The 24167-nt window shown below is 38.2% G+C and carries 24 protein-coding genes; 3 read left to right on the top strand and 21 right to left on the bottom strand.

The features are described from left to right. Positions 1-30 precede the first annotated feature (30 nt). The 19 genes from PQ459_16900 to PQ459_16810 form a co-directional block, all read right to left on the bottom strand. The gene (locus PQ459_16900) at positions 31-1884 is read right to left on the bottom strand and encodes a CocE/NonD family hydrolase (GenBank protein ID WDF46566.1); all 1854 of its coding nucleotides are present in this window, start codon (positions 1882-1884) and stop codon (positions 31-33) included. A 58-nt stretch (positions 1885-1942) separates the two neighbouring features. Continuing rightward, on the bottom strand, positions 1943-2791 hold the full coding sequence (locus PQ459_16895) for a prolyl oligopeptidase family serine peptidase (GenBank protein WDF46565.1): 849 nt from the start codon (positions 2789-2791) through the stop codon (positions 1943-1945). A 348-nt stretch (positions 2792-3139) separates the two neighbouring features. Further along, complete coding sequence (locus PQ459_16890) at positions 3140-4522, bottom strand: NADH-quinone oxidoreductase subunit N (protein WDF46564.1); 1383 nt, start codon at positions 4520-4522, stop codon at positions 3140-3142. Between the two features lie 81 nt (positions 4523-4603). Next, positions 4604-6097 (bottom strand): NADH-quinone oxidoreductase subunit M, encoded by a 1494-nt coding sequence (locus PQ459_16885; GenBank protein WDF46563.1) that lies wholly within the window; start codon positions 6095-6097, stop codon positions 4604-4606. 7 nt (positions 6098-6104) lie between these two features. Further along, positions 6105-8018: an NADH-quinone oxidoreductase subunit L gene (gene nuoL / locus PQ459_16880; GenBank protein ID WDF46562.1), complete on the bottom strand. Its 1914-nt coding sequence runs from the start codon at positions 8016-8018 to the stop codon at positions 6105-6107. A gap of 8 nt (positions 8019-8026) precedes the next feature. Further along, positions 8027-8359, bottom strand: coding sequence for an NADH-quinone oxidoreductase subunit NuoK (nuoK, locus tag PQ459_16875; GenBank protein ID WDF46561.1), 333 nt, complete (start codon positions 8357-8359; stop codon positions 8027-8029). Positions 8360-8363: 4 nt separating this feature from the next. Beyond that, on the bottom strand, positions 8364-8861 hold the full coding sequence (locus tag PQ459_16870) for an NADH-quinone oxidoreductase subunit J (protein ID WDF46560.1): 498 nt from the start codon (positions 8859-8861) through the stop codon (positions 8364-8366). After that, on the bottom strand, positions 8861-9418 hold the full coding sequence (locus tag PQ459_16865) for an NADH-quinone oxidoreductase subunit I (GenBank protein ID WDF46559.1): 558 nt from the start codon (positions 9416-9418) through the stop codon (positions 8861-8863). Before PQ459_16865 ends, PQ459_16870 begins: the two co-directional genes overlap by 1 nt. Before the next feature lie 135 nt (positions 9419-9553). Further along, positions 9554-10618: an NADH-quinone oxidoreductase subunit NuoH gene (gene nuoH / locus PQ459_16860; protein ID WDF46558.1), complete on the bottom strand. Its 1065-nt coding sequence runs from the start codon at positions 10616-10618 to the stop codon at positions 9554-9556. Between the two features lie 41 nt (positions 10619-10659). Beyond that, entirely contained in the window at positions 10660-11688 is a 1029-nt protein-coding gene (locus PQ459_16855; protein ID WDF46557.1) for a 2Fe-2S iron-sulfur cluster-binding protein, read from the bottom strand. A 96-nt stretch (positions 11689-11784) separates the two neighbouring features. After that, entirely contained in the window at positions 11785-12657 is an 873-nt protein-coding gene (locus PQ459_16850) for a hypothetical protein (protein WDF46556.1), read from the bottom strand. Positions 12658-12782: 125 nt separating this feature from the next. Continuing rightward, positions 12783-14138 carry an NADH-quinone oxidoreductase subunit NuoF gene (gene nuoF / locus PQ459_16845; GenBank protein WDF46555.1) on the bottom strand — a complete coding sequence of 452 codons (1356 nt, stop codon included), beginning with the start codon at positions 14136-14138 and terminating at the stop codon, positions 12783-12785. 88 nt (positions 14139-14226) lie between these two features. Beyond that, the gene (locus PQ459_16840) at positions 14227-14736 is read right to left on the bottom strand and encodes an NAD(P)H-dependent oxidoreductase subunit E (GenBank protein WDF46554.1); all 510 of its coding nucleotides are present in this window, start codon (positions 14734-14736) and stop codon (positions 14227-14229) included. A gap of 120 nt (positions 14737-14856) precedes the next feature. After that, positions 14857-16080, bottom strand: a complete 1224-nt coding sequence (locus PQ459_16835) for an NADH-quinone oxidoreductase subunit D (GenBank protein WDF48739.1) — start codon at positions 16078-16080, stop codon at positions 14857-14859. Positions 16081-16155: 75 nt separating this feature from the next. Further along, positions 16156-16650: an NADH-quinone oxidoreductase subunit C gene (locus tag PQ459_16830; GenBank protein WDF46553.1), complete on the bottom strand. Its 495-nt coding sequence runs from the start codon at positions 16648-16650 to the stop codon at positions 16156-16158. Positions 16651-16655: 5 nt separating this feature from the next. Then, complete coding sequence (locus PQ459_16825) at positions 16656-17216, bottom strand: NADH-quinone oxidoreductase subunit B (protein WDF46552.1); 561 nt, start codon at positions 17214-17216, stop codon at positions 16656-16658. Between the two features lie 68 nt (positions 17217-17284). After that, complete coding sequence (locus PQ459_16820; protein ID WDF46551.1) at positions 17285-17656, bottom strand: NADH-quinone oxidoreductase subunit A; 372 nt, start codon at positions 17654-17656, stop codon at positions 17285-17287. A 119-nt stretch (positions 17657-17775) separates the two neighbouring features. Next, positions 17776-17961 (bottom strand): hypothetical protein, encoded by a 186-nt coding sequence (locus tag PQ459_16815; protein WDF46550.1) that lies wholly within the window; start codon positions 17959-17961, stop codon positions 17776-17778. A 91-nt stretch (positions 17962-18052) separates the two neighbouring features. After that, positions 18053-19183: a GNAT family N-acetyltransferase gene (locus PQ459_16810; GenBank protein ID WDF46549.1), complete on the bottom strand. Its 1131-nt coding sequence runs from the start codon at positions 19181-19183 to the stop codon at positions 18053-18055. 111 nt (positions 19184-19294) lie between these two features. On the opposite strand from PQ459_16810, the gene PQ459_16805 reads away from it, so the two are divergent. Next, on the top strand, positions 19295-20002 hold the full coding sequence (locus PQ459_16805; protein ID WDF46548.1) for a zinc metallopeptidase: 708 nt from the start codon (positions 19295-19297) through the stop codon (positions 20000-20002). 3 nt (positions 20003-20005) lie between these two features. On the opposite strand, the gene PQ459_16800 is transcribed toward PQ459_16805, so the two are convergent. Next, a complete protein-coding gene (locus PQ459_16800; protein ID WDF46547.1) occupies positions 20006-20602 on the bottom strand; it encodes a YigZ family protein in 597 nt (198 codons plus the stop codon). A 178-nt stretch (positions 20603-20780) separates the two neighbouring features. On the opposite strand from PQ459_16800, the gene PQ459_16795 reads away from it, so the two are divergent. Both PQ459_16795 and PQ459_16790 read left to right on the top strand, forming a co-directional pair. Continuing rightward, positions 20781-21860 carry a 3-oxoacyl-ACP synthase III family protein gene (locus PQ459_16795; GenBank protein ID WDF46546.1) on the top strand — a complete coding sequence of 360 codons (1080 nt, stop codon included), beginning with the start codon at positions 20781-20783 and terminating at the stop codon, positions 21858-21860. Between the two features lie 79 nt (positions 21861-21939). Beyond that, entirely contained in the window at positions 21940-23145 is a 1206-nt protein-coding gene (locus tag PQ459_16790) for a metallophosphoesterase (protein ID WDF46545.1), read from the top strand. Positions 23146-23390: 245 nt separating this feature from the next. On the opposite strand, the gene PQ459_16785 is transcribed toward PQ459_16790, so the two are convergent. Further along, positions 23391-24143 carry a polysaccharide deacetylase gene (locus PQ459_16785; protein ID WDF46544.1) on the bottom strand — a complete coding sequence of 251 codons (753 nt, stop codon included), beginning with the start codon at positions 24141-24143 and terminating at the stop codon, positions 23391-23393. Between the last annotated feature and the right edge of the window lie 24 nt (positions 24144-24167).

Genomic DNA, 24167 nt, shown 5'->3' with positions numbered 1-24167 from the left:
CACAAACCTAGGTCTGTGCTTTTATTTTTATTATTTCAAAACATCGAATTCTATTGTACTTCCGCTAGAAACATTGATTTGAGCTTTTTCATAATCTTCCTTTGTTGCTTTATAAGGATTATCTAAAAACTTCTGAGGATTGATCGCCATTAGAGGGAACCACGTGCTCTGAACCTGAATTTGAATTTTATGACCTTTCTTAAACGTGTGGAAAACATCCTGTAACTTCACATCCACACTGGCAATTTTATTCGGCACTAGTGGTTCTGGTTTTTCGAAGCTGTTGCGGAATCTTGCTGGCATAATCTCACTTCTTACCATTTGATGATAATTTGCGTAAACAACATTTGGTTTGTCAGCATTTGCTTTTTCATCAGCCGGATAAACGTCTATTAACTTTACAATAAAATCAGCGTCGGTAGAAGTCGCTGTAATCTTTAGTTTAGTTAAAATCTCTCCTGCCAGTGTCACGTCATTTTCCAAAACTTCGGTTGTATAACTTAACACGTCGGATCTATTGCTTGCAAACCGCTGATCTTCGCTCATATAATTTTTCGGCGTGAAACCATTCATATCTTTGTAGTTCTCACTGCTCAGCACAGGTTTGTTGGGATCAGAATAGTAAGACGCAAAAGTTTTCGGATTTTCTCCTGTCTTAGAAAGAGTTCCTGTACTGTTCAGATGAAAAGTCTGTTTTGCAGCTTGTTTAGGTGGCCAGTTTTCAAATTGTTTCCATTCTTTTTTTCCGGTATCAAACATGTAAGCTTCCGGAAGTTTCGCAGCCGTTTTGGAATCTTCTTTTAAATAATGATGGAAGAAAGGCTGCTCAATATTTTTCTGATAATAAGTTGCAATACTGTCACCGAAGTAGATATCATTATGATAATGTTTTCCGCTATCGTAGTTCCAGCCGCCGTGAGAGAATGGTCCCATCACGATGGTGTTTTTAGCTTTTGGACTGGACTTTTCTATGGTTTTGTAGATTTCCAATGGTCCTCTTAGGTCCTCAGAATCGAACCAGCCACCGACCGTCATTACCGCGTGATTGATGTTTTTGAGATGAGGAAGAAGATTCCTTTTTTGCCAGAATTCGTCATAGTTTGGATGATCTACGACTTCCTGCATAAAGAAGTTGTCTTTATAATATTTGTCCACGCCATCTTTCAGCGTTCCCATATTTTTGTAGAAAAGATAACCGTCATCAGAAGTTGGTTTAATCATTTTATCTGCAAACCAGGATTCTTTTTCGGGCTTGGTTTTATTAACGCCGAAGACAGGGAAAGTCTTAAAATAACTCATCAAAAAAGCGCCATTGTGATGGAAATCATCGTACCAAAAGTCAGAAATTGGCGCTTGTGGAGATGATGCCACCAAAGCCGGATGATTTGCTAAAGTTCCTACTGCCGTATAAAATCCCGGATATGAAGTTCCATATTGACCAACTTTTCCGTTGTTATATTGAACATTTTTTACCAGCCAATCTACTGTGTCATACGTATCTGTACTTTCGTCGATATCTTTTTTGCTCTTATGATCCACTTGCGGTGTCATATTCGTAAATGTACCTTCACTCATATATCTTCCACGCACATCCTGGAAAACGAAGATGTATTTTTCATTCTCAATGAATTTGTTAGGACTTAGTTTCTTTCTAAAATTCGTTTCTCCATAAGGTGCGATGCTGTAGCAGGTTCTGTTCATAATCACAGGATATTTGTTGCTCTTCGAAATATCTTTTGGTGTATATATGATGGTAAATAGCTTAGTACCATCTCTCATCGGGATGTAAACTTCCTTCTTTGTGAAATTTTCTTCCACAGTTTTGGTTTGAGAAAATCCTAGACCGAAGGAGAGTACACAGAAAAATAGAATGAATCTTTTCATTGAAATAAAATTTTGAATAAAGATAAAGTTTGAGAGTGAGAATCAAATTACATTGACACTAATTTTTGCCATATTTGTTGATCCACTCAGCGGTTGATGTGATTTTTTTGACCGAATTACCAGGTAGTGCGTCCAACGAATGATCCGCCCCTCGAAAAATTAATAATTTGTGCGGATAATCTTTTTTCTTGAGTTCATCAATCAGATTATAAGATTGCTTAATGGGAACAATCGGATCCTGATCGCCGTGGATGATTAGAATTGGGATGTTTTTTACAGATTTCACTGGACTGGATTTGACGTAAAGTTCCGGAATAGGATCGCCTTCTTTCCAAATTGTTTTGTTGCCGGACATTTTGTTGACCGCATCCAGCAATTGCTGATTACTGAATTGCCAGAGTGTGCTTGCATCTGTAAAATCCGTTGGTCCGCAGCGGTCAACTATTGCTTTGATTTTATCGGTTCTGGTGTAAGCGTACATCAGCGAAATGTGCGCGCCGGAGCTTTGTCCGGTGATTGAGAATCCTGTGCTTCTGGTGTTCCATTCTTTGGAGTGTGCAATGAGATATTTGAAAACGTTATCGACATCATTCAATAATTCGGGAAGATGCGTGTCTGCATTGGCATATCTGTAATTGATATTGGCAACGGCAATTCCTTTTGATAAGAGATATTTGGATAAAGAAGTGTCGTAACTTTTATCCCCCACTGTCCATGCGCCACCGTGAATGTTTACAACAAATGGAGTATTTGCGGTTCTGTTTGGCGGCAAATAAATATCCATTTGATTCCTTTCATAGTTTCCGTATTTCACATCAGTGAGTTCTATTTCCTTCGTTCCATCTAATTTTGAAGGAGAACAGCCGGAAAGAGAAATTATAAATAAGAATAATAATATATGATTCATAATCTTGAAAATTGGAATTACGAATTTAGTTTTTTTTGTAATTTGAAAGTTGAAACTTGTTGGATAATTTGTTTTGATGGCTCAATTTTCAAATTTGCGAAGCGCGCCCCGAGCTGAGTGGAGCTCTTTTTCTGTTATTGCGATGTACTAAATTTCTTATCGATTGCAAATGGTGGAAAGCATTAACAGAAAAAAGCGGGAACGGAGCGCGGATATAGGCGCCATAATTGGTGGGAGAGTTTGAGAGTTGGTGAGTGGGAGAGTTTTTAGTTTAAATTAATTTTTTTTCAGAATAAAAAAACCTGACTCATTTAGAATCAGGTTTATAATTTATATTATTTGAATTTTTTATAATCCGAATATTTTTGCAAACAAATCTGGTACAATTCCCATTGAAACCAACGCCAAAATAATGACTACAGATACGATGTTATAAGTAATACTCGCTTTTTCTGTCGTGTTGAAATTGTCTTCTTTGTAGAAGAACATTGCGATAATCAATCTTAAATAATAAGCGATACTCAACGCAGAACCTAAAACGGCGATCAAAACCAAGAACTCATAATGTCCGCCAATCGCCTGGTTGAAAATTCCTAATTTCCCGATGAAACCAGCAGTTAACGGAATTCCAGCCATTGATAACATAGAAACTGTGGAAACGACTGCTAAAACTGGCTCTCTCTTTCCAAGTCCATTAAAAGCTGTGAAAGAAGTTTCTTTTTTGATTTTCTCTACCCAAAGCAAACTGATGAAAACACCAACCGTTGCCAATGAATATGCAAATAAATAATATCCTAAAATGTAAGTTGAGAAATTATTGATTCCGAAGAATATCAAAGCGATGTAACCTGCGTGGGAAACGGAAGAGTAGGCGAGCATTCTTTTCGCATTGGTCTGAACCAATCCCATTACGTTTGCTAATAATAAAGTTAAGATGATGAAAACGCCTAAAATATTAATCCAATCTCCGGCAATTCCGTTGAAAGCGATTGTCATCAATTTGAATAGTGCGAAGAAACCTGCAATTTTAACCACTGATGCCATAAAAGCGGTAATCAGTGAAGGCGAACCTTGGTAAACGTCAGGACTCCACATATGAAATGGTGCCAATGAAACTTTGAATGCCAATGCACACAACATCAAGATTGCTCCCATTATCAACATCAAATTTTTTGGATTGTTGATGGCGAAATCGTGGATTGTGTAAAGATCAAAACTTCCTGCGCTTCCATAAACCAAAGCAACTCCGAACAACAAGAAACCTGTTGCAAATGCGCCCATCAGGAAATATTTCATCGAAGCTTCTGTAGAACGTAGATCAGTTTTGTTAGCTCCAGCCATTACGTACAATGGAATGGATAGAATCTCGATTCCTAAGAACAATGTAACCAAGTTTTGGAATCCGAATAATACAACGCCTCCGCAAAGTGCGAACAACATCAAAGCGTACAACTCTGACTGATGGCTTCTGTGATTGCTGAATGCAAATCCTCCTAAAAAAAACAAAAGTGAAGTTGCTACAATAGAAATTTTTGTGAACAATTGAGCATTGTCTCCGTATTCATACATCGATCTGTACTGCGCAAAAAATTCACATTCTGGAAGGAAACTGACATATAAACCAACGATCAATCCTGCGATCCCGATGTATCTTGCGTATTTTCCTTTCTCGAAAACACCCGAGAATAATACAAGAATTGCCGTAAGGAATAAAACTATTAAAACACCCATAATATAGATTTGAGAAGCGAGATATAAGAGATGAGATTTTTAATTTCTCAATTCTTAGTCTGCTAATTTTTAATTTTTAAATTAATTGATCATTGATGAATAAATGAAACTCACAGAGCTCGTTACCATTTCTATCACTGGTTGAGGATAAACCCCCAAAACAATGACGAAAACTGATAAACTTGCCAAAACTGTGAACTCTACATTGCTTACATCTTTTGTAGTCGCCAAAACTGAATCGTCACCTTTGCCAAACATTGCTTTTCCGTAGAATCTCAACATATATGCGGCGCAAAGAATGATTGTCAGTCCAGCTAAAACTGCCATCAAATGGTTGTAGGTATATACTGATTTCAACAAGATAAATTCTCCGATGAAACCATTTGTCAATGGAACTCCAGTTGCACCAAGTAAGATGATCATAAACAGGATCGCAAACTTAGGAGCGACTTTTGCCAAACCACCCATTTTTCTGATGTCTCTTGTTTTGAATCTTTTATAAAGAATATCTGCGCAATAGAACAATCCGACAACGTTGATCCCGTGAGCAAAACTCTGGATCATCGCGCCTTGTCCACCTTCGAAAGTCAATCCTGTTCTCATTGTTACAACTGCTGAGGCAAAAATACCTGCGACAATCAATCCGACGTGGGAAAGAGAGGAGAAAGCAATCAATCGTTTGCTGTCTGTAGAGATCATTGCAATCAAAGCACCGTAGATAATTCCGATTACTGAAAGTATGATCACGATTTCGCCTGAAATTCCGCCGATTGCTAATGGTGTGATTGGTAATAGATATCTTAAGACACCATAAACCGCCATCTTCAGCATAATTCCTGATAGCAACATCGATCCTTGAGTAGGAGAGTAGGTATACGTGTCAGGTTGCCAAGTGTGGAAAGGAAAAACTGGTAACTTCACTGCAAATGCAAAGAAGATGAACCAGAAAATCACATTCTGCTCGTTGATGTTAAGGTTTGCATTATAAAGATCTGTCAATGCGAAAGACGCAGCGTGGTTGTAAACATAGATCAAACCGATCAACATAAACAAAGATCCTACGAAGGTGTACACAAAGAATTTTGTCGTGAATTTGATTCTCTTGTCCTCTTGTCCCCAGATTCCGGCGATCAACCAGATTGGGATCAAAGTTATTTCCCAGAAGATGTAGAATAACAATCCGTCCAAAGAAGTGAAAACACCCAACAATCCGAATTGCATCAATAATATCAGTGCATAGAAAGAATTTGGATAGCCTTTCGATTCATTGTAAGAAGACAAAACAATCAATGGAACCAAGATGTTCGTCAATAGGACCATCAGCATACTCATTCCATCTATCCCGAAATTCAGACTACTTTTGATGTAGCTGGACCAAGGATAAGTGATCTCGTATTGCAATGGCGCATCCACCGTTGGATTGAAATCGAAACTTCCCAACATATAAAATGCTAAAAACATCTGTGCAAGGGCAAAGGCCAATGCGATATATTTACTGGAAGCATTTTTCCAGAAAAAGAGTAAACCCGAACCTACAAGAGGTAACAGTAATAATGTTAATAGTAAATAAGACATTATCTATTTATTTCAATAAAAAGTTAACAATTAATACGATACCTACAGCCAACGACATAATCAGCACATAGTTTTCTACATTTCCGTTCTGAAGGCGTTTTGCCGCTCTTCCAGAATCTGCCGCGCCAAGTCCTATGAAATTCACGATAGGATCCAGAACTGCTTTATCAAACATCGCTGCTGCTTTACCAGCTTCCTCAAAAGGTCTTACGATGCAGGCGTTGTAGATTTCATCCACGAATAATTTTCTCGCCGATAATTTTTCCCAACCTGTGTATTGATCTTCAGGAAGTGCTCTTTTTTGTTTTTTCACATAAGTGTTTTTAACAAAGAACCAAACTGTGAAGAACATTATGATCGTAGCTCCCAAAAGAATCATTTCTGTATTGAATGGAACTCCGGAAAGTGTATTTTCCATTTGTTTGAAACTTTCATCCGTCAAAACAGGTTTCAGCCATTCCATTAATTTGGCATAATTTCCGTGACCGATAAAGTGAGGAAGATTAATAAAACCTCCAACTACTGAAAGGACAGCCAAAACAATCAATGGTAAAGTCATATTTGCAGGACTCTCGTGCAAATGGTGCTTTTGATCTTCTGTACCTCTGAACTCGCCGTGGAAAGTCAAGTAATACAATCTGAACATATAAGTTGCAGTGATAGCCGCCAAGATGAATAACATCACCCAATAAATTGGATTTTTAGCATAAGCTGCCACCAAGATTTCATCTTTGGAGATCATCCCTGATAATAATGGGAATCCTGAGATTGCCAAAGTTCCGATCAGGAATGTAATATGCGTGATTGGAATATATTTTTTCAAGCCTCCCATAAAACGCATATCCTGCTCGTTGCTCATCGCGTGAATTACAGAACCTGCCCCTAAGAATAACAAAGCTTTGAAGAAAGCGTGCGTCATCACGTGGAACATTGCTGTTGAATAGGCGCCTAAACCTAAAGCGATGAACATAAAACCAAGTTGAGAAACTGTAGAATATGCCAATACTTTTTTGATATCGTTTTGACGAAGTGCGTAGAAACCAGCCAATGCTGCAGTCAAGAATCCAATTAATAAAATTCCGTCCTGAACTGTTGGTGCAAGGACAAACAAGAAGTTAGATCTTACTACCAAATAAATACCAGCTGTTACCATCGTCGCTGCGTGGATCAATGCAGAAACAGGTGTTGGTCCAGCCATCGCGTCTGGCAACCAAGTGTATAATGGCACCTGAGCAGATTTCCCAGTTGCTCCGATAAATAAACTTGCAGTGATAAAGATGATCACTGTTCCGTCCAATTCGAAGCTGGAAGCATTTTGAGCTACAGAAAGATAATCGATAGCGTTAACGTTTGCTGCAATGGCAAAGATCCCGATCAACAATCCTAGGTCACCAATACGGTTCATAATGAAAGCTTTTCTTGCTGCTTTTCCATATTCCTCGTTGGTGTACCAGAATCCGATCAATAAGTAAGAACAAAGTCCAACACCTTCCCAACCGATAAACAAGATCAGATAATTGCTACCTAAAACCAAAAGCAACATCGAGAAAATGAAGAGATTCAGATAAGTAAAAAACTTATAAAATCCTTTGTCGTGGCTCATATAACCAATAGAGTAGAGGTGAATCAATGAACCAATTCCTGTGATAATCATTACCATCATTAATGACAATTGATCGACTTGGAATCCGAAATTAACCTGAATACCCGCTACTGTGAACCATTCGAATGCTTTGATGACAACAGGTGCGCTGTCATTTTTGAATCCGAAAAATATACTTGCTGTGATAACAAACGAAGCGAAAACTACCAATGTTGCCAATCCTCCAACAACCATCTTCGGAAGGTTTTTCCCGAAAAGTCCGTTGATGAGAAATCCAATTAAAGGTAAAAGTACGATCGCGTAAACTAAATTTTCCATTCCTTTTATTATCCTCTTAATTTATTAAAAATACTTACGTCCACAGATTTGGTATTTCTGTACATCATTGCGATAATGGCCAATCCTACAGCTACTTCTGCTGCGGCAACTACCATTATGAAAAATACCAAAAGCTGACCGTTGCCATCACCATTGTAAGCAGAAAATGCTGCCAATAAAAGATTCACGGAATTAAGCATCAATTCTACACATCCTAATATCACGATGGCATTTTTACGAACCAAAACTCCCAAAACACCAAGACAAAACAGAAGCGTACACAGAATAATGAAATATTCCAAAGGCACTTGCTGTATAAATGTATTTACGTCTCCTCCCATAATCTTATAAATCTTTTTTACCAATTAGAACAGCACCTACAATTCCTGCTAAAATCAGGATAGAAGCCAATTCGAATGGCAATACATATTCGTTAAACAATAATCTTCCAAGATTTTTTGTCAATCCCACAGAATAATCGATGTTGCCTTCTGCTACTGTTTTTCCGCTAAGGCCTTTGTAAGCACCCAACATCCCAACAAACAAAATACAAACTGAGAAGATCCCGATGAACTTCGGAAGGTTCTGCTTTTTGCTTTCGTCTTCTGCATTCAGATTCAACATCATTAATATATAAAGGAACAAAACCATAATTGCTCCTGTGTAAACAATGATTTGAACTATACCTAAGAATTGCGCGTTCAGAAGAATGTACATTCCCGCAATGGAGAACATCGTAACAATCAGGGAAAGGATCGCGTACATTGGATTTTTTGCAAATACAAAGTAAACTGCACTTGCGATGGCTAAAAACGCTACGATAAAAAATAAAATCTGATCCATTATTTTACTGCATTTTTTTGTTTCTCAGATTGTCTTTCTGTGATGTCAATCCTTGCATTAATTTTCTCAACCAGTTTATCTTTTCCGTAGATGAAAGAATTTCTGTTTTGTTCCACGTCCACCAATCTGTCCGTTAGGTAGATCGCGGATTTAGGACAAGCCTCTTCACACATTCCGCAGAAGATGCATCTTAGCATATTGATCTCGTAGATCTCAGCATATTTTTCTTCTCTGTAAAGGTGTTTTTCTTCCTTGGTTCTCTCGCCGGCTGTCATTGTGATCGCTTCCGCAGGACAAGCCACGGCACAAAGTCCACACGCTGTACATCTTTCTCTGCCTTCTTCGTCACGCTTCAAAACGTGCTGGCCTCTCCAGATTTCTGCTCTTGGTTTTTGAACCTCAGGATAAGAATATACGTTTGGAGCGCGTTTTACAACGGTTCTCACAGCGTGCTTCAACGTGATCCCCATACCTTTGAAAATCGCAGGTAGGTAGATCTTTTCGCCCAAGGTCATTTCTTTATTCGAAACAACTTTTGATCTGTTCGTAAGTTTCATTATTTTTTATATTAAATGTTAGAAGATGGAAGCTGGGAGATGGAAGTACATTCCCTCGTCGCCTTTTCGCATCAGCTCATTTTCAAATTATTCTATATTTTAACATCAGTCTTCCGACTTCTGACTTCCAACCTATTAATTTCCAAATGCCAAAATCACAGCACCAGTGATCATTAGGTTTACCAATGCCAATGGAATCAAAGTTTTCCATCCAAGGTGCATCAATTGGTCATATCTGAATCTTGGAAGTGTCCATCTGATCCACATAAAGATCAGGATTCCTACGATTGTTTTTGTCAGGAAAGCCACAATACTCAAAATCCCAGCTGCATTTTCTCCCCAGTTCTGAGTGACCCAATCGATTCCAGGATAGTTGTAACCTCCGAAGAAAAGAACTACGATGAATGCATTTGAAATGAACATATTCACATATTCCCCAAACATATACAATCCTAATTTCATTGAAGAATATTCGGTGGAGTAGCCAGTTACCAACTCAGATTCACATTCAGGTAGATCGAATGGGTGACGGTTGGTTTCTGCCAAAGCTGCAACAAAAAATATTAAGAATGCCAATGGTTGGTAAAGAATATTCCAGTTGATCCCGGAAATTGCAGGAATGAATCCCCAGATTTTTCCAGTGGCCTGAGTTTCAGAGATCATTTTTAGGTCCAAACTTCCTGTCATCATAATGATAGAAAGAAGTGCCAATCCCATTGCCAACTCGTAAGAGATCATCTGAGAAGAAGCTCTAATGGCACCAAGCAATGAATATTTGTTATTCGAAGCCCAGCCTCCGATCATAATTCCGTAGACACCGATGGAAGCCATTCCGATAATGAACAAAACGCCAACATCGATATTTGCAACTTGAAGATCAAAAGAATTTCCGCCAATGTTCAATGTTTTACCCCAAGGAATCACTGCACCAGTGATCAATGAAATAAACATCACCAAAGAAGGTCCTAATATAAAAAGGAATTTCTCAGCGTGTTGTGGCGTAAAATCCTCTTTGAAGAAAAATTTACCACCATCTGCCAACGGTTGCAACAATCCGAAAGGTCCCGATCTGTTTGGTCCGATCCTGTCCTGCATAATAGCGGCCACTTTTCTTTCTGCCCAAGTAGAGTAGGCTGCAATCGTAAGCGCCAGAAGGAATAGAGCAAGTACCAATATGATTTTAAAAGTCAGTAATTCCATATCAATTTATTTGAGTTTTGATTCTTGAGAAATTCTCAAAATCAAATCGTCTCATTATCTAATTTTTCAATTTCTTTTTCGTCTGAAACACCAATTTCTTTGGCTTCAAAATTTTCTAAAACATTGTAGCTGTCTGTTTTTTTCTCATAATGATTTAGAGAGATCACAGAATGTCTGTCGATATGTCTTGGTCCTTCGATGTTCCAAAGTGCAGTATCTTTTTTGTGGAAACGACATTCGTCACAGATCCATTCTTCAACTTCACCGTATTGGTCTTTTCTAGCCGTTACTCTCACCACTTCATTACCTTTCATCCAAACGACCGCTTTTCCGCTACATTTTGTACAAGAACAAGTTGCGTTGTAAGGTTTTGTGAACCAAACTCTGCTGGTGAATCTCGCCGTTCTGTCTGTCAAAGCTCCAACCGGACAAACATCGATCACGTTTCCGATGAAATCGTTGTCCAAAGCTTTGTTCAACATTGTAGAGATCTCTGCGTGGTCTCCTCTGTAAAGGATTCCGTGCTCTCTTTTCTCCGTCAATTGATTCGCTGCCAATACGCATCTTGCGCAAAGGATGCAACGGTTCATATTCAATTTGATGTTTGGACCAATGTCGTCTGCATCATAGGTATTTCTTTCGAACTCAGTTCTGGTCTCCAGGTTTCCGTGCTCGTAGCCAAGATCCTGAAGATGACATTCTCCTGCCTGATCACAAACAGGGCAATCCAAAGGGTGATTGACCAAAAGGAATTCGGTCACAGCCTTTCTACCTTCCTGTGCTTTTTCAGAACTAAGGTTTTTCACTTCCATTCCGTCCATCACACCAGTTCTACAGCTTGCAACCAATTTAGGCATTGGTCTCGGGTCTGCTTCGGAACCTTTTGATACTTCTACCAAACACGTTCTGCATCGGCCTCCGCTGGTTTCCAGTTTGCTATAATAACACATAGCTGGCGGCACAGATTTTCCTCCGATTTGTCTTGCAGCTTCCAAAATAGAAGTGCCAGGCAAAACTTCAGTCGTTTGTCCGTCTATGGTAACTTTAAATTTTTTGACTTCTTCGCTCATATTTCAAGGTTTTAGATCTTTGGATTTTAGATTAAATCTTTGTCCTAGATCTTTTGTCAATTCTATTTATATTTAAAATATAACTTGTTGTATATTTTAGTTCTTTAATTTTCTATTAAAAACGTATCCAATCCCAAAATTAACTTGGTAGAATACGAAGTCCTGACTGGCTTTATCAGGTTTATTATTAAGTGTAGTTTTGATATCTGGCATATTGATGTAACCAAATTTTCCTTCTACTCTTGCCATCCAATGATTCCAGAAAACAAGATTGATGTTGGCTCTTGCGTCCAATCCAAATCCAGCCACGTGAAATCTGTCACTTCTTTCATTTCCAAAAAGTTTAACATTACTCTTTGGAAACAGAACACCTGCGCCGGCTCCGTAAGCCCAGAAAATATCAAAATTCTTCTTTGCTAGAATATTTTTGTATTTCTCTACACCAGCATTTACATAATTCAGTCCATCTGTATGCTCAAAGGTAACGAATTCAGCACTTGTTAGATCTAGGCTCCCATTCTGAACCATTGCTGCATAAGTCGGATTTGTAACATAACCATTGAAATCAACAGTCTGCTCTTGGTCCATCACATATTTCATATGATCCGTTCCAACTACCAAAGCCAGATTGTCCTTTAAAAAAAAGGCAAACCTGAAATTGAACTGTGGTGCAGAAATTTTTCCAGGATTAATATAATCCAAACTTAATTCTGATGGTCTGTCGTGAGCGACAACATTGTTCAATGTGAAATCATAACCATTCCCTTTGAAACGAATATCTGACTTGCTAAATCCAGCTCTATTCCAACCCCAAAAAACGAACATTGTTCCTTTTTTAAGTGTTGATTTATTAACTGGAAGTAAATCCACTGAATCACTTTCAATCAACGAATCTATACTTTTTTTTTGTCCTACTACAAGATTCAATCCTATGATAGTTACAAAAAATGCATTTAATATCTTCTTCATTATTCTATTTGGATACCGAATATCCATTTTTATATGAACGCTTCTCTCGTGCTTTGCACTATTAAACTTTAATATTATTAAAAAGTAATATTATCTTGTTTGATGAAACTTTGTTCTTTGTATTTTTATGATTTAGCTACTGCCGGGATTGGGTCTGCATAATTTGCCAATCCGTAATTTTGGGTTTGGCTGAGCTCAGGGTTGTTCACGTGCCATTCAAATTCATCTCTGAAGTGTCTGATAGCAGCAGCAACCGGCCAGGCAGCAGCATCTCCCAAAGGACAAATGGTATTACCTTCGATTTTTCTCTGGATGTCCCAAAGCAAATCGATGTCTTCCATTTTGCCTTCTCCTTTTTCTATTTTTTTCAATATTTTGTACATCCAGCCCGTTCCTTCACGGCAAGGCGTACATTGTCCACAACTCTCGTGGTTGTAGAATCTTGCTAATGTCATTGTATGATTGACCACACACTGGTCTTCATCCAAAACTATAAATCCACCTGAACCCATCATCGTCCCGGTAGCAAAACCACCGTCAGCAAGGGATTCGTAGTTCATATATCTTGGTTCACCATTGATGGTTTTCAGTAATAAGTTTGCAGGAACGATTGGAACGGAACTTCCGCCAGGAATACAAGCTTTCAGCTTTTTACCGTTCGGGATGCCACCACAATATTCATCAGAATAAATAAATTCCTCAACCGTAATGGTCATATCAATTTCGTAAACGCCTGGTTTGTTGATGTTTCCACAAGCCGAAATCAATTTGGTTCCAGTTGATTTTCCAACACCGATTTTAGCATATTCAGCGCCAGAAATTTCGATAATAGGAACAACAGCGGCGATAGATTCTACGTTATTTACAACCGTTGGTCTTTCCCAAAGTCCTTTTACCGCTGGGAAAGGTGGTTTTAGTCTTGGGTTTCCTCTTTTGCCTTCAAGAGATTCTAGCAAAGCAGTTTCTTCGCCACAGATGTAGGCACCGCCACCTCTTTGAACATAAATCTCGCAATCGAAACCACTTCCCAAGATATTTTTTCCAAGAAAACCTGCTGCTTTCGCTTCTTCGATGGCTTCTTCCAAAATATCCGGAATCCAAGAATATTCTCCTCTGATGTAGATGTATGAAACATTGGAACCTAAAACAAAAGATGAAATCAACATTCCTTCAATTAGTAAATGAGGAAGAAACTCCATCAAATATCTGTCTTTGAAAGTTCCTGGCTCAGACTCATCGGCATTTACGACCAAGTGTCTTGGAACGCCTTCCGGTTTTGCAAGGAAACTCCATTTGAGTCCCGTTGGGAAACCAGCGCCACCACGACCACGAAGTCCGGAGATTTTCACTTCCTCCAGGATTTCTTCAGGTTTCATTTTAAAGGCTTTTTCTGCCGACTCGTAACCACCGTGTTTGCGGTAAGTTTCGTAGTAGCGAATGCCTTCTATATGTGCGTTTTTAAGTAAAAGTTTTTTACTCATTATATTTATAAGCTTTTAGCAATTGGCTTTTGCACTTCGACAAGTTCAGTGTGACAGCTTTTGCTTAATTATTTATCTAAATTAATTCTTAACCTAAATCGATGGCGCCTTGTCTGCAAAGGTCAATGATTTCGTCAACTTTTTCTATGGTCAGATGCTCGTGGTAGAATTTTCCCAACTGCATCATCGGTGCATATCCGCAAGCGCCAAGACATTCTCCAGGTTTCAACGTGAAAAGTCCGTCTGCTGTGGTTTCGCCATCTTTTATATTCAATTTTGTTCTGATGTGGTCGAGAATATTATCACTTCCGTTCAGCATACAAGGTCCGGTTCTGCAAACTTCCAAAACATATTTCCCCACCGGCTTCATATTGAACATTGTATAGAAAGTAGCAACTTCATATACTTCAATTGGTGTGATGCTCAATAATTCTGCAACATAATCCATCACTGGAACAGCCAACCAACCATCAAATTCTTTCTGTGCAATGTGCAAGACGGGAATCAACGCAGATTTTTGTCTGCCTTCCGGATATCTCGCCATAATTTTATGAACCTGTGCTAAGCTTTCAGGTTTAAAAGCAATTGTTTCGCTCATCTTATTTAAGATTAAAGAATCAAGAACAAAGAGTCAAGACTCGTAATTCTATATTCTAAATTCAATTTTTATTTTGATATGAAAGTCTTTACTCTTTCATCTTTTTTCTTGTTGTTTTTGTTATGCGTCTAATTCTCCCGCAATGATATTCATACTACACATCGTCACAATCGCATCAGATATTACTGCACCGGTAATCATTTCCGGATATGCCTGGTAATAAATGAAACAAGGTCTTCTGAAGTGAAGTCTGTAAGGCGTTCTTCCGCCGTCGCTCACAAGATAGAATCCTAATTCGCCGTTTCCACCTTCTACAGCGTGGTAAACTTCGCCTTTTGGAACATCTGTTTCTCCCATTACGATTTTGAAATGGTAAATCAAGGCTTCCATTTTGTTGTAAACATCTGCCTTTTCGGGAAGATAGAAATCTGGAACATCCGCGTGGAATGGTCCTTCTGGAAGATTGTCGTAAGCTTGGTTGATGATTTTCAAAGATTCCCAAATCTCCTGCTGACGAACCATAAATCGGTCGTAAGTATCGCCCGCAGTTCCAACCGGAATGATGAAATCGAAGTCCTCGTAAGAAGAATAAGGTTGTGCAACTCTCACGTCATAATCAACGCCGGTCGCACGTAGATTTGGACCTGTGAAACCGTAGCTCAAGGCTCTTTCTGCTGAGATTGCGCCTGCGCCGATGGTTCTGTCCATAAAGATTCGGTTTCTTTCTAACAACTGTCCGAATTCTGCAAATCTTGCTGGGAAAGTTTTCAAGAAGTCTTTCAACAACTCGTGGAACTTCGGTGTGAAGTCTCTTTCGAAACCGCCGATTCTTCCCATATTGGTCGTCATCCTTGCACCGCAAATCTGCTCATACATATCGTAGATACGCTCTCTTTCGATGAACATATAAGTCAATCCTGTAATTGCGCCGGCATCCATTCCTGTTACACCGTTGCATATCAAATGGTCACCAATCCTTGCCAACTCCATCAAAATCACACGCATATAATCGACACGTTTTGGAACTTTGATTCCAAGTAATTTCTCAACTGTCATATGCCAACCCAAATTGTTGATGGGGGCAGAGCAGTAGTTCATTCTATCGGTAAGCGTCGTGATTTGTGCAAAGTTTCTTCTCTCAGAGATTTTTTCGAATGCTCTGTGGATGTAACCTACAGTTTGCTCAGCGTGAAGAATCCTTTCTCCGTCCATCGTAAGAACGTTCTGGAAAATCCCGTGAGTTGCAGGGTGCGTAGGTCCAAGATTCAGGGTGTATAGTTGCCCGTCGATTTGTTCCTTGCTGTCGTATTGGTTAAGTATATTAGATAATGAGTTATCTTTCATATTCTTTATAATTGATAATTGATAGGTGATAATCGATAACCATTTATCTATCATCATTTATCATTTATATTAATTTTATCTTCCGAACATACTATCGTTCTTGTCTGTTCTGGTTCCATCTTCCAAGCGATATTCTTTCAACATTGGATGGTAACCCAGGTCTTCCATATTAAGGATTGGTCTCAAGTCCGGGTGGCCTTTGAATTTGATTCCATAAAAATCAAAAGTTTCTCTTTCCATCCAGTTTGCGCCGGCATATAATTCTGTCAAAGAATCAACTTCAACGTTTTCTCTCGTCATAAAAACTTTGAGACGAATTCTGAAATTGGTCATCATATTATGCAAGTGATAAATAACGCCGATTTCCTTCTCAGGTGTCTCAGGATAATGAATCCCACAAACGTCTGTCAAAAAATTAATTTCTAAAGTTGAATCTTTCAAATAATGAATCACCTTTTTGATATCGTCTTTTTTGATTTCAACTGTCAACATCCCGTAAGGTTCTGAACTGGAAATTACAGACTCAGGAAATTCTCTCGTGATAGCTTCTAATACAAATTCGTTCGTCATCTTCCTTAGTTACTAATATTGTAAGAATCCAATAAATGCTGATATTCCGGCATATCTCTTCTTCTGATGCTTTCGCTTTCTGCCAAAGCCTGCACCTGCATTACACCTTCGATAATTTGTTCTGGTCTTGGCGGACATCCTGGAACATAAACATCGACAGGAATGATTTTGTCAATTCCTTGAAGAACCGAATAAGTATCAAAAATACCACCGCTGGAAGCACAAGCCCCAACAGCAACTACCCATTTTGGCTCAGCCATTTGGGTGTAAACTTCTTTCAAAACGGGTCCTAATTTCTTAGCAATCGTTCCGCAAACCATCAACATATCTGCCTGTCTTGGAGAGAAAGAGTTTCTTTCCATCCCAAATCTTGACGCATCGTAAGTTGGATTCAATGTCGCCATAAATTCAATTCCGCAACAAGATGTAGCGAAAGGTAAAGGCCAAAGTGAAAACTTTCTTGCCATCCCAATCACACTGCTCAAGTTGGTTGCGAAAAATCCTTCTCCTTCAAATCCTGGAGGAGCGGGCGCATCTGTTTTTATTACTGGTTTATTATCTGACATTTTTTCTAGATTTTAAATTTTAGATTTTAATTGATTCAATTTTAAATCCAAAACGTAATTAATTTAATTTATTTGTCCCAATCCAATGCGCCTCTTTTCCAAACGTAGAAAAAAGCGACAAAGAAAATTGCAACAAACGTAAGTACGGCTACAAAGCCTTCCATTCCAAACTCTCTAAAGTTAACCGCATAAGGGTAGAAGAATACAATCTCGATATCGAACAATACGAACAAAACTGCAGTCAGGAAATATTTGATGGAGAATGGTGTTCTAGCATTACCTTCACTAGGAATACCGCATTCCCAGGCTTGGTTTTTTACAGAATTCCCTTTCTTCTGCTGAGGACCCAAAAAATGAGCACCTAACAAAGAAATAGCTACGAATCCAAGACCGACTGCGGCCTGAATTAGTATTGGAATATAATTTTCGGGTAAATTCATAAGGTCAAATTTAACTATGCAAAAATACTAAATAAAGATTTAATATAGTAAATTATGAGGCTTATGTAAACAAGAGAAAAGTCTGTTTTAGTAAATTTAGAACAGTTATAAATAAGAATCTATTTGTCTTTTTTGCCTATCCGCTTCAGAACGAGATAGGCAATATAAGCGATGTAAAGAAACAACACACTGGCAAACAGAATGTTGATGGCTGTGTCCATTCTGTCGTCTTTGATAGGTTTGTAGAAATTATAAGCCACAAACAGGATTATCAGACCAACGTAGATGTATAGTTGCTTTTTCAATGTGAATTGATTTTTAAAAGATTAATGCACTTTCTCAAATTTATATTTTGCTAAACAATTGTTTGATAAATCATTTATCAATTATCACTTATCAGTTATTTAGTTGTAGTGAATAAGTTCGTCTGCTTTTATGATGCACAGGATGATAATCTTGCCAAAGAACCTGTACGCTCTTGTTTTCCTCCAATTCTGGATTGGTCTCCAGATATTTGATGCCTTTATTTTTAAGGTTCATTTGAATCGCTTTAAAAATCATTGAAGTCACGCCTCTTCTTTGATATTCCGGATGGATTCCAATCAGATAAAAGTTAGCGCGCTCATTCTTCTTTCCAGCCTGTAAAAAGTGCCACCAGCCAAATGGGAAAAGTTTTCCTTTTGATTTCTGCAAAGCTTTAGAATAAGAAGGCATCGTAATCGCAAACGCTACCAACTGATTGTTCTCGTCCGCCACGCAGGTGATGTAATCTTTGTCTATAAATCCAAAATACTTTTCCTTATAAGTTTTGATTTGCTCATCAGAAATCGGAGTGTAGGTGGAAAGGTGCTTGTAAGTCTCATCCAACAATTTGAACATCGATTCTACGTAAGGCAAAATCTCTTTTTTATGTTTGAATTGTAAAGTTTTCAATTTGTATTTCTGAGCAATCAAAGAACTGAATTTCTCTACTTTTTCAGGCAAAATCTCAGGGAATTGCAATTCAAACTCAACCCATTCCTTTTCCTTCACCAAGCCAAGGTTTTCCAAATGTTTCGGATAATAATCGTTGTTATAAAGTCCTATCATTGTAGCCAATTTATCAAACCCGAAAGTCAACATTCCAGCCTTGTCAAGATTCGTAAATCCCATCGGACCTTCAATCTTATCGATTAGATTTTCCTTAGCATAATTAATGGCGATATCAATCAAAGCTTTAGAAACTTCTGCATCATCGATGAAATCCAGCCAGCCAAATCTGACTTTCTTGATGCCAAGTTCTTTCTCTTCTTTTCTATTAATCAAAACAGCAATTCTACCAACGATTTTATCATTTTTATAAGCTAAAAACTGCTTTGCTTCAGAATAATTTAGCGCAGGATTTTCTTCCTTTTTCCAGATATTTTTTTCTTCATTAATCAATGGCGGAACGTAATTCGGGTTGTTTTTGTACAGTTCCATCGGGAATTTGATGAAATCCATTTCGTCTTTTTCCGTAACTACTTGCTTTATATTGATATTTCCCATATTCTTGTTTATAGATTAGACAAAGATAGTTTTTAAGGAAAAAAAAGCAAGGCTTTGGTACGATTTTTACATCAAAAGATGTAATTTATTTTAATGTAAATTGAAAATATAATGACTGGTTACTATTTAATTATTGGGATTTCTATGCTGCTGAGTTGGATTGTTTCATCAAGATTGAAATCCAAATTCGAGCATTATTCCAAAGTTCATCTCAGAAATGGACTTTCCGGAAAAGAAATCGCCGAAAAGATGCTGAGAGATAATGGGATTAATGATGTTCAGGTCGTTTCCGTTCCAGGACAATTGACCGACCATTACAATCCAGAAACCAAAACTGTCAATCTTTCCGAAGCGGTTTATATGCAGAGAAATGCCGCTGCTGCTGCGGTTGCGGCTCACGAATGTGGTCACGCTGTTCAACACGCTGTTGGCTATTCTATGTTGCAATTGCGGTCCAAAATGGTTCCGATTGTGAACATCAGTTCAAATCTATTACAGTTTGTTTTGATTGCTGGTATTGCAATTATGGCTGGTACAAGAAGTATTGATAATCCGAATGGGAATACGACCGTTTTGGCAATTGGTGTGATTTTGTTTGCTATTACAACGCTATTTGCGTTCATCACTTTGCCGGTGGAATATGATGCTAGCAATCGCGCTTTGAAATGGCTGGAAACTACAGGAACTGTTTCTCGTGAGGAATATGCCGGCGCGGAAGATTCTTTGAAATGGGCAGCTAGAACTTATGTTGTTGCGGCTTTAGGTTCATTAGCACAACTGCTTTATTTTGCATCGATGTTGCTGGGAAGTAGAAGATAAAAGTTATGAAATATTAAATTCCAAAAGCATCTCGGACAACTCGTCTGAGATGCTTTCTTTTTTTGAGGTTTTGAAGTTGGCTACAATCGTGCAAATATCTTCCGCTTCGAACGTGATGATTTTCGCATCGTACTTATTGAGCAAGGTGAAAATGGTATTTTGTTGTGAGAATTTGAACTTCAATTCGATTTTAGACTCTAATTCTTTGGTGATGATTTTGACTTCTTCCAAAGTATATTTCGCAGATTCTTTGTAAGCTTTTACCAATCCGCCAACGCCCAATTTTGTTCCGCCGTAATATCTGATAACTACGACCAGAACATTCGTGATTTGATGTGCTAAAAGTTGATTGTAGATTGGCAGACCTGCACTTCCGGAAGGTTCACCATCGTCGTTCGCGCGGTAATTCTCACCATTGATTCCTAGCCGATAAGCATAACAATGGTGTGTGGCTTTCGGATGAATGCTTTGAAGATGATGGAGTCTGGATTTGACTTCAGATTCACAATCGACAGGATAAGCAAAACCGATGAATTTGCTTCCTTTTTCCTTCATCAGAACGTCCTCGATTGCTTTGTCTATGGTTTGGAATTCAAACATTTTTCAAAAATAGAAATTCTATCATAAAAAATTCAAATATCAAGTCGGAAAAGCTGAATTGATCGTCTATACTTCACATTTACAATTGATTAATTACAAGAGTCCTAAAATTTAATAAAATAAAAATTCCAACTATTAATTTTTATGTAATTTTGCATATTAAAATTTATTAATATCAATGCCTAATACACTGATCATTGGCTCCGGATGTTACATTCCGGAAAACATAATAGAAGGTTCACATTTCAAGGATTCTGTTTTCTATGATGATAATAATCAACTGATTGAGAAACCGACGGACGAGATCATTCAGAAGTTTGTGGACATCACAGAGATCGAAAGAAGAAGATATTTGAATCCTGAGGATTTCAATTCGGACCTTGGTCTCAGAGCTTCATTAGAAGCGATCGAGGATGCTGGCATTGATAAAGAGGAAATCGATTATATCATCTACGCGACCAATTTTGGAGAAGTAGATGTGGATGGAATTCCTAATTTTATGCCTTCGTTATCAGCTAGATTGAAGAACAAATTGGATATCAAGAACAGATCTTGTGTCAATTATGATATGATCTTCGGTTGTCCAGGATGGGTAGAGTCTTTGATCCTTGCAGATACATTGATCAAAGCTAAAAAGGCAAAAACGATTCTTGTTGTCGGCGGCGAAACATTGAGCCGGGTAACGGACGAATTCGACAGAAATAAAATGATCTTCGCAGATGGCGCTGGTGCGGTTGTAGTGACGGCGACAGAAGATACTACCGTGGGTGTTTTGGCGGACAGTACGCTTTGTGACAATGGTGAGGAACTCAATTATCTTGCAAATGGACCAAGTCTGAATCTTGAATCGAAAGAAGCAAGACAATATATCCAAATGAAAGGCCGTAAGATCTACGAATATGCCTTGAAAAACGTTCCAGATGCGATCAAGAAAACGATTGAAAAAGCAAACCTTGATATTTCGGACATTACAAAAATATTGATCCATCAAGCCAATGCAAAAATGGATTATGCGATGATCGGCAGACTTTTCAAGTTGTATGGACAAAAGGATTATGACCACGCGATCTCTCCGATGACGATCCAGGAATTTGGGAATTCGTCTGTGGCAACGGTTCCGACTTTGTTCGACCTGATCAGAAAAGGAAAAATGGAAGGGCAGGAATTCATTCCAGGTTCTCACATTCTTTTCACGTCCGTTGGAGCAGGAATGAACATCAATTGTGTGATCTACAAATTCCCAGAAGGGAAACTTTAAAGTAAAATCGAAACTTAAACGTTTATAATTATAAAAGGAATAAATTTTTATTCCTTTTTGTTTTTTTCAAAATATGAGTATGCAAAAGAATATTTTATTTCTTCTCGGTATTTTTCTGGTGCTGGAAGTTTATGTTTATCAGGCCTTTAAAACCGTATATTCCAATCAGAATGCAAAATTCATCTATTGGATCCCGACTGTTCTGATCTATGGATTTTTACTGTATTCCGTTTTCACTTTCAACAGAGCTTCGCACGAATATCTGAGGTTTCAGATCGTCTTTTCAACTATTTTGATCTTTGTTTTGCCAAAGATTCTGGTTGCCTTATTTCTTTTGGTGGAAGATATTTTCCGGTTGTTCAATTTTGGATACCATTATGTGGCGACAGAAAACCACGATTATCCATCCAGGAGAAAGTTCGTGAGTTTGGTTGGTTTAGGTTCTGCCGCCGTTATTGCAGGACTGGTGTTGGATGGCATTGTCTTCGGGAAATACCGTCACAGAGCGAGAGTTGTCAGATTGAAACTTAAAAATTTACCTGCAGCTTTCAAAGGTTACAAGATCGTCCAAATCTCAGATGTTCACAGTGGAAGTTTCCAAAATCCAAAGCATTTGCAACACGCCATTGATCTGATCAATAAGCAAGATGCTGATCTGATTCTATTTACAGGCGATATGGTCAATAATTATGCAGATGAGTTCGTGCCTTTCATAGATTTGTTTTCACAGATCAAGAGCAGAGATGGGAAATTTGCAGTCCTTGGAAATCACGATTATGGTGACTATGGCGACTTTAAAACCAAAGAAGAAAAAGCTCTAAACATTCCTCAATTGATTGAATATGAGAAACAAGCAGGCTTCGAAATGCTTCGTAATGAACATCGGGTCATTGAGAAAAACGGCGAAAAACTATACATTCTTGGTGTAGAGAATTGGGGGATTGCGCCATTTCCACAATTTGGAGATCTGGACAAGGCGACTCAAAATGTGCCTGCAGACGCTGCGAAGATCCTAATGTCACACGATCCTTCACATTTCGATGCGATTGTCAAAAACCATCCTAAAAATGTTCAACTGACGATATCTGGACACACGCACGGCATGCAGTTCGGAATCGACCTCAAAAACTTCAAATGGTCGCCCGTAAAGTACAAGTATCCTAAGTGGGCGGACCTGTACGAAAGCGAAGGGAAATACCTCTATGTCAACCGTGGTTTCGGGGTGATTGGTTATCCTGGTAGAGTAGGTGTTTTACCAGAGATCACTGTGTTTGAGCTGAGTTAAGTAATTTGATGTTTTAATAAAAATAAAGCCTGTTTATCAAAAAAATGATAACAGGCTTTTATATGTCGTTTCTATACGGTCGCTATACCGTTCCTATAAGCGGATCTCACTTTATCAAGATTATGATTAATTAAATAAAATGAAATTTTGTTTGAGTAATTAAAAATCAACAGACTTTGAATTATAGTTGTTTTCAAGCTGATTCTATAAAATGTTTGCCACTCTATGCAAGAATTGTGTGAGCTTTAAAACAAATAATCCTTCATCCTGGAAACGGCAATTTCGTGTTCATCCATAAACTGAAAGAGTTCTTCCAATCGGTCTTCAAAACTTCTACTTAGGTTGATCTTTTTATAAAATGGCAGGACAAACGGCAACTTGTCTTTGCTGAAAAGTTGCCAGGCGTTTGCATAAATCATTACATATTCATTCGATTTCAGGCTTTCCAAAAGCATGCTTTCATAATACTTCATCGGCGTTACCTGGAGTACATAATCGTTGAATGGAAGTTGCGAATAAGGCGACTGACTTTCCGGAACAATCGTTAAATCATTTTCTGTGTAGATTTCAGTTTTTGCAGTCAACTTTCGCCAAAGAAAATCAATCTTGGAATCTTCAATATTCGAGACGTAAATGAAGTCCATTTTCTTGATCTCGGAGTAGGGAAGACGATGTGATTTTTGTCTTAAACCTTTGATGGGTTTATCTAAAATTTGCTCCAGATCTTGTTTGGTTTTGGTTACCATTTCGGTGTCGGAATTGACATTGTAAAGTCCAACTTCGTGACCTGAAAGTGAAAGGCTTTTTAACAATTTTTGAAGTTGCTGAGCAATGGAAACTTCAACAAAAAAAGTAGCTTTGTACTCGTGCAACTCCAACAACAATAAGATGATTCTCGTATTTTCTTCGATAGACGATATCAATTCATTCTCAGAAATTTTCTTAGTAAATTCTCTGCATTTTTCCGAAATCGCTATGTTAAATGTAAGTAAAATCACTTAAAGTAAATTTTTAATTTTATT

Source organism: Chryseobacterium sp. KACC 21268, assembly GCA_028736075.1.
GTDB lineage: Bacteria > Bacteroidota > Bacteroidia > Flavobacteriales > Weeksellaceae > Epilithonimonas.
Note: the sequence above shows the minus strand (reverse complement) of the source record. Positions and strands in the feature narration are given on the sequence as shown.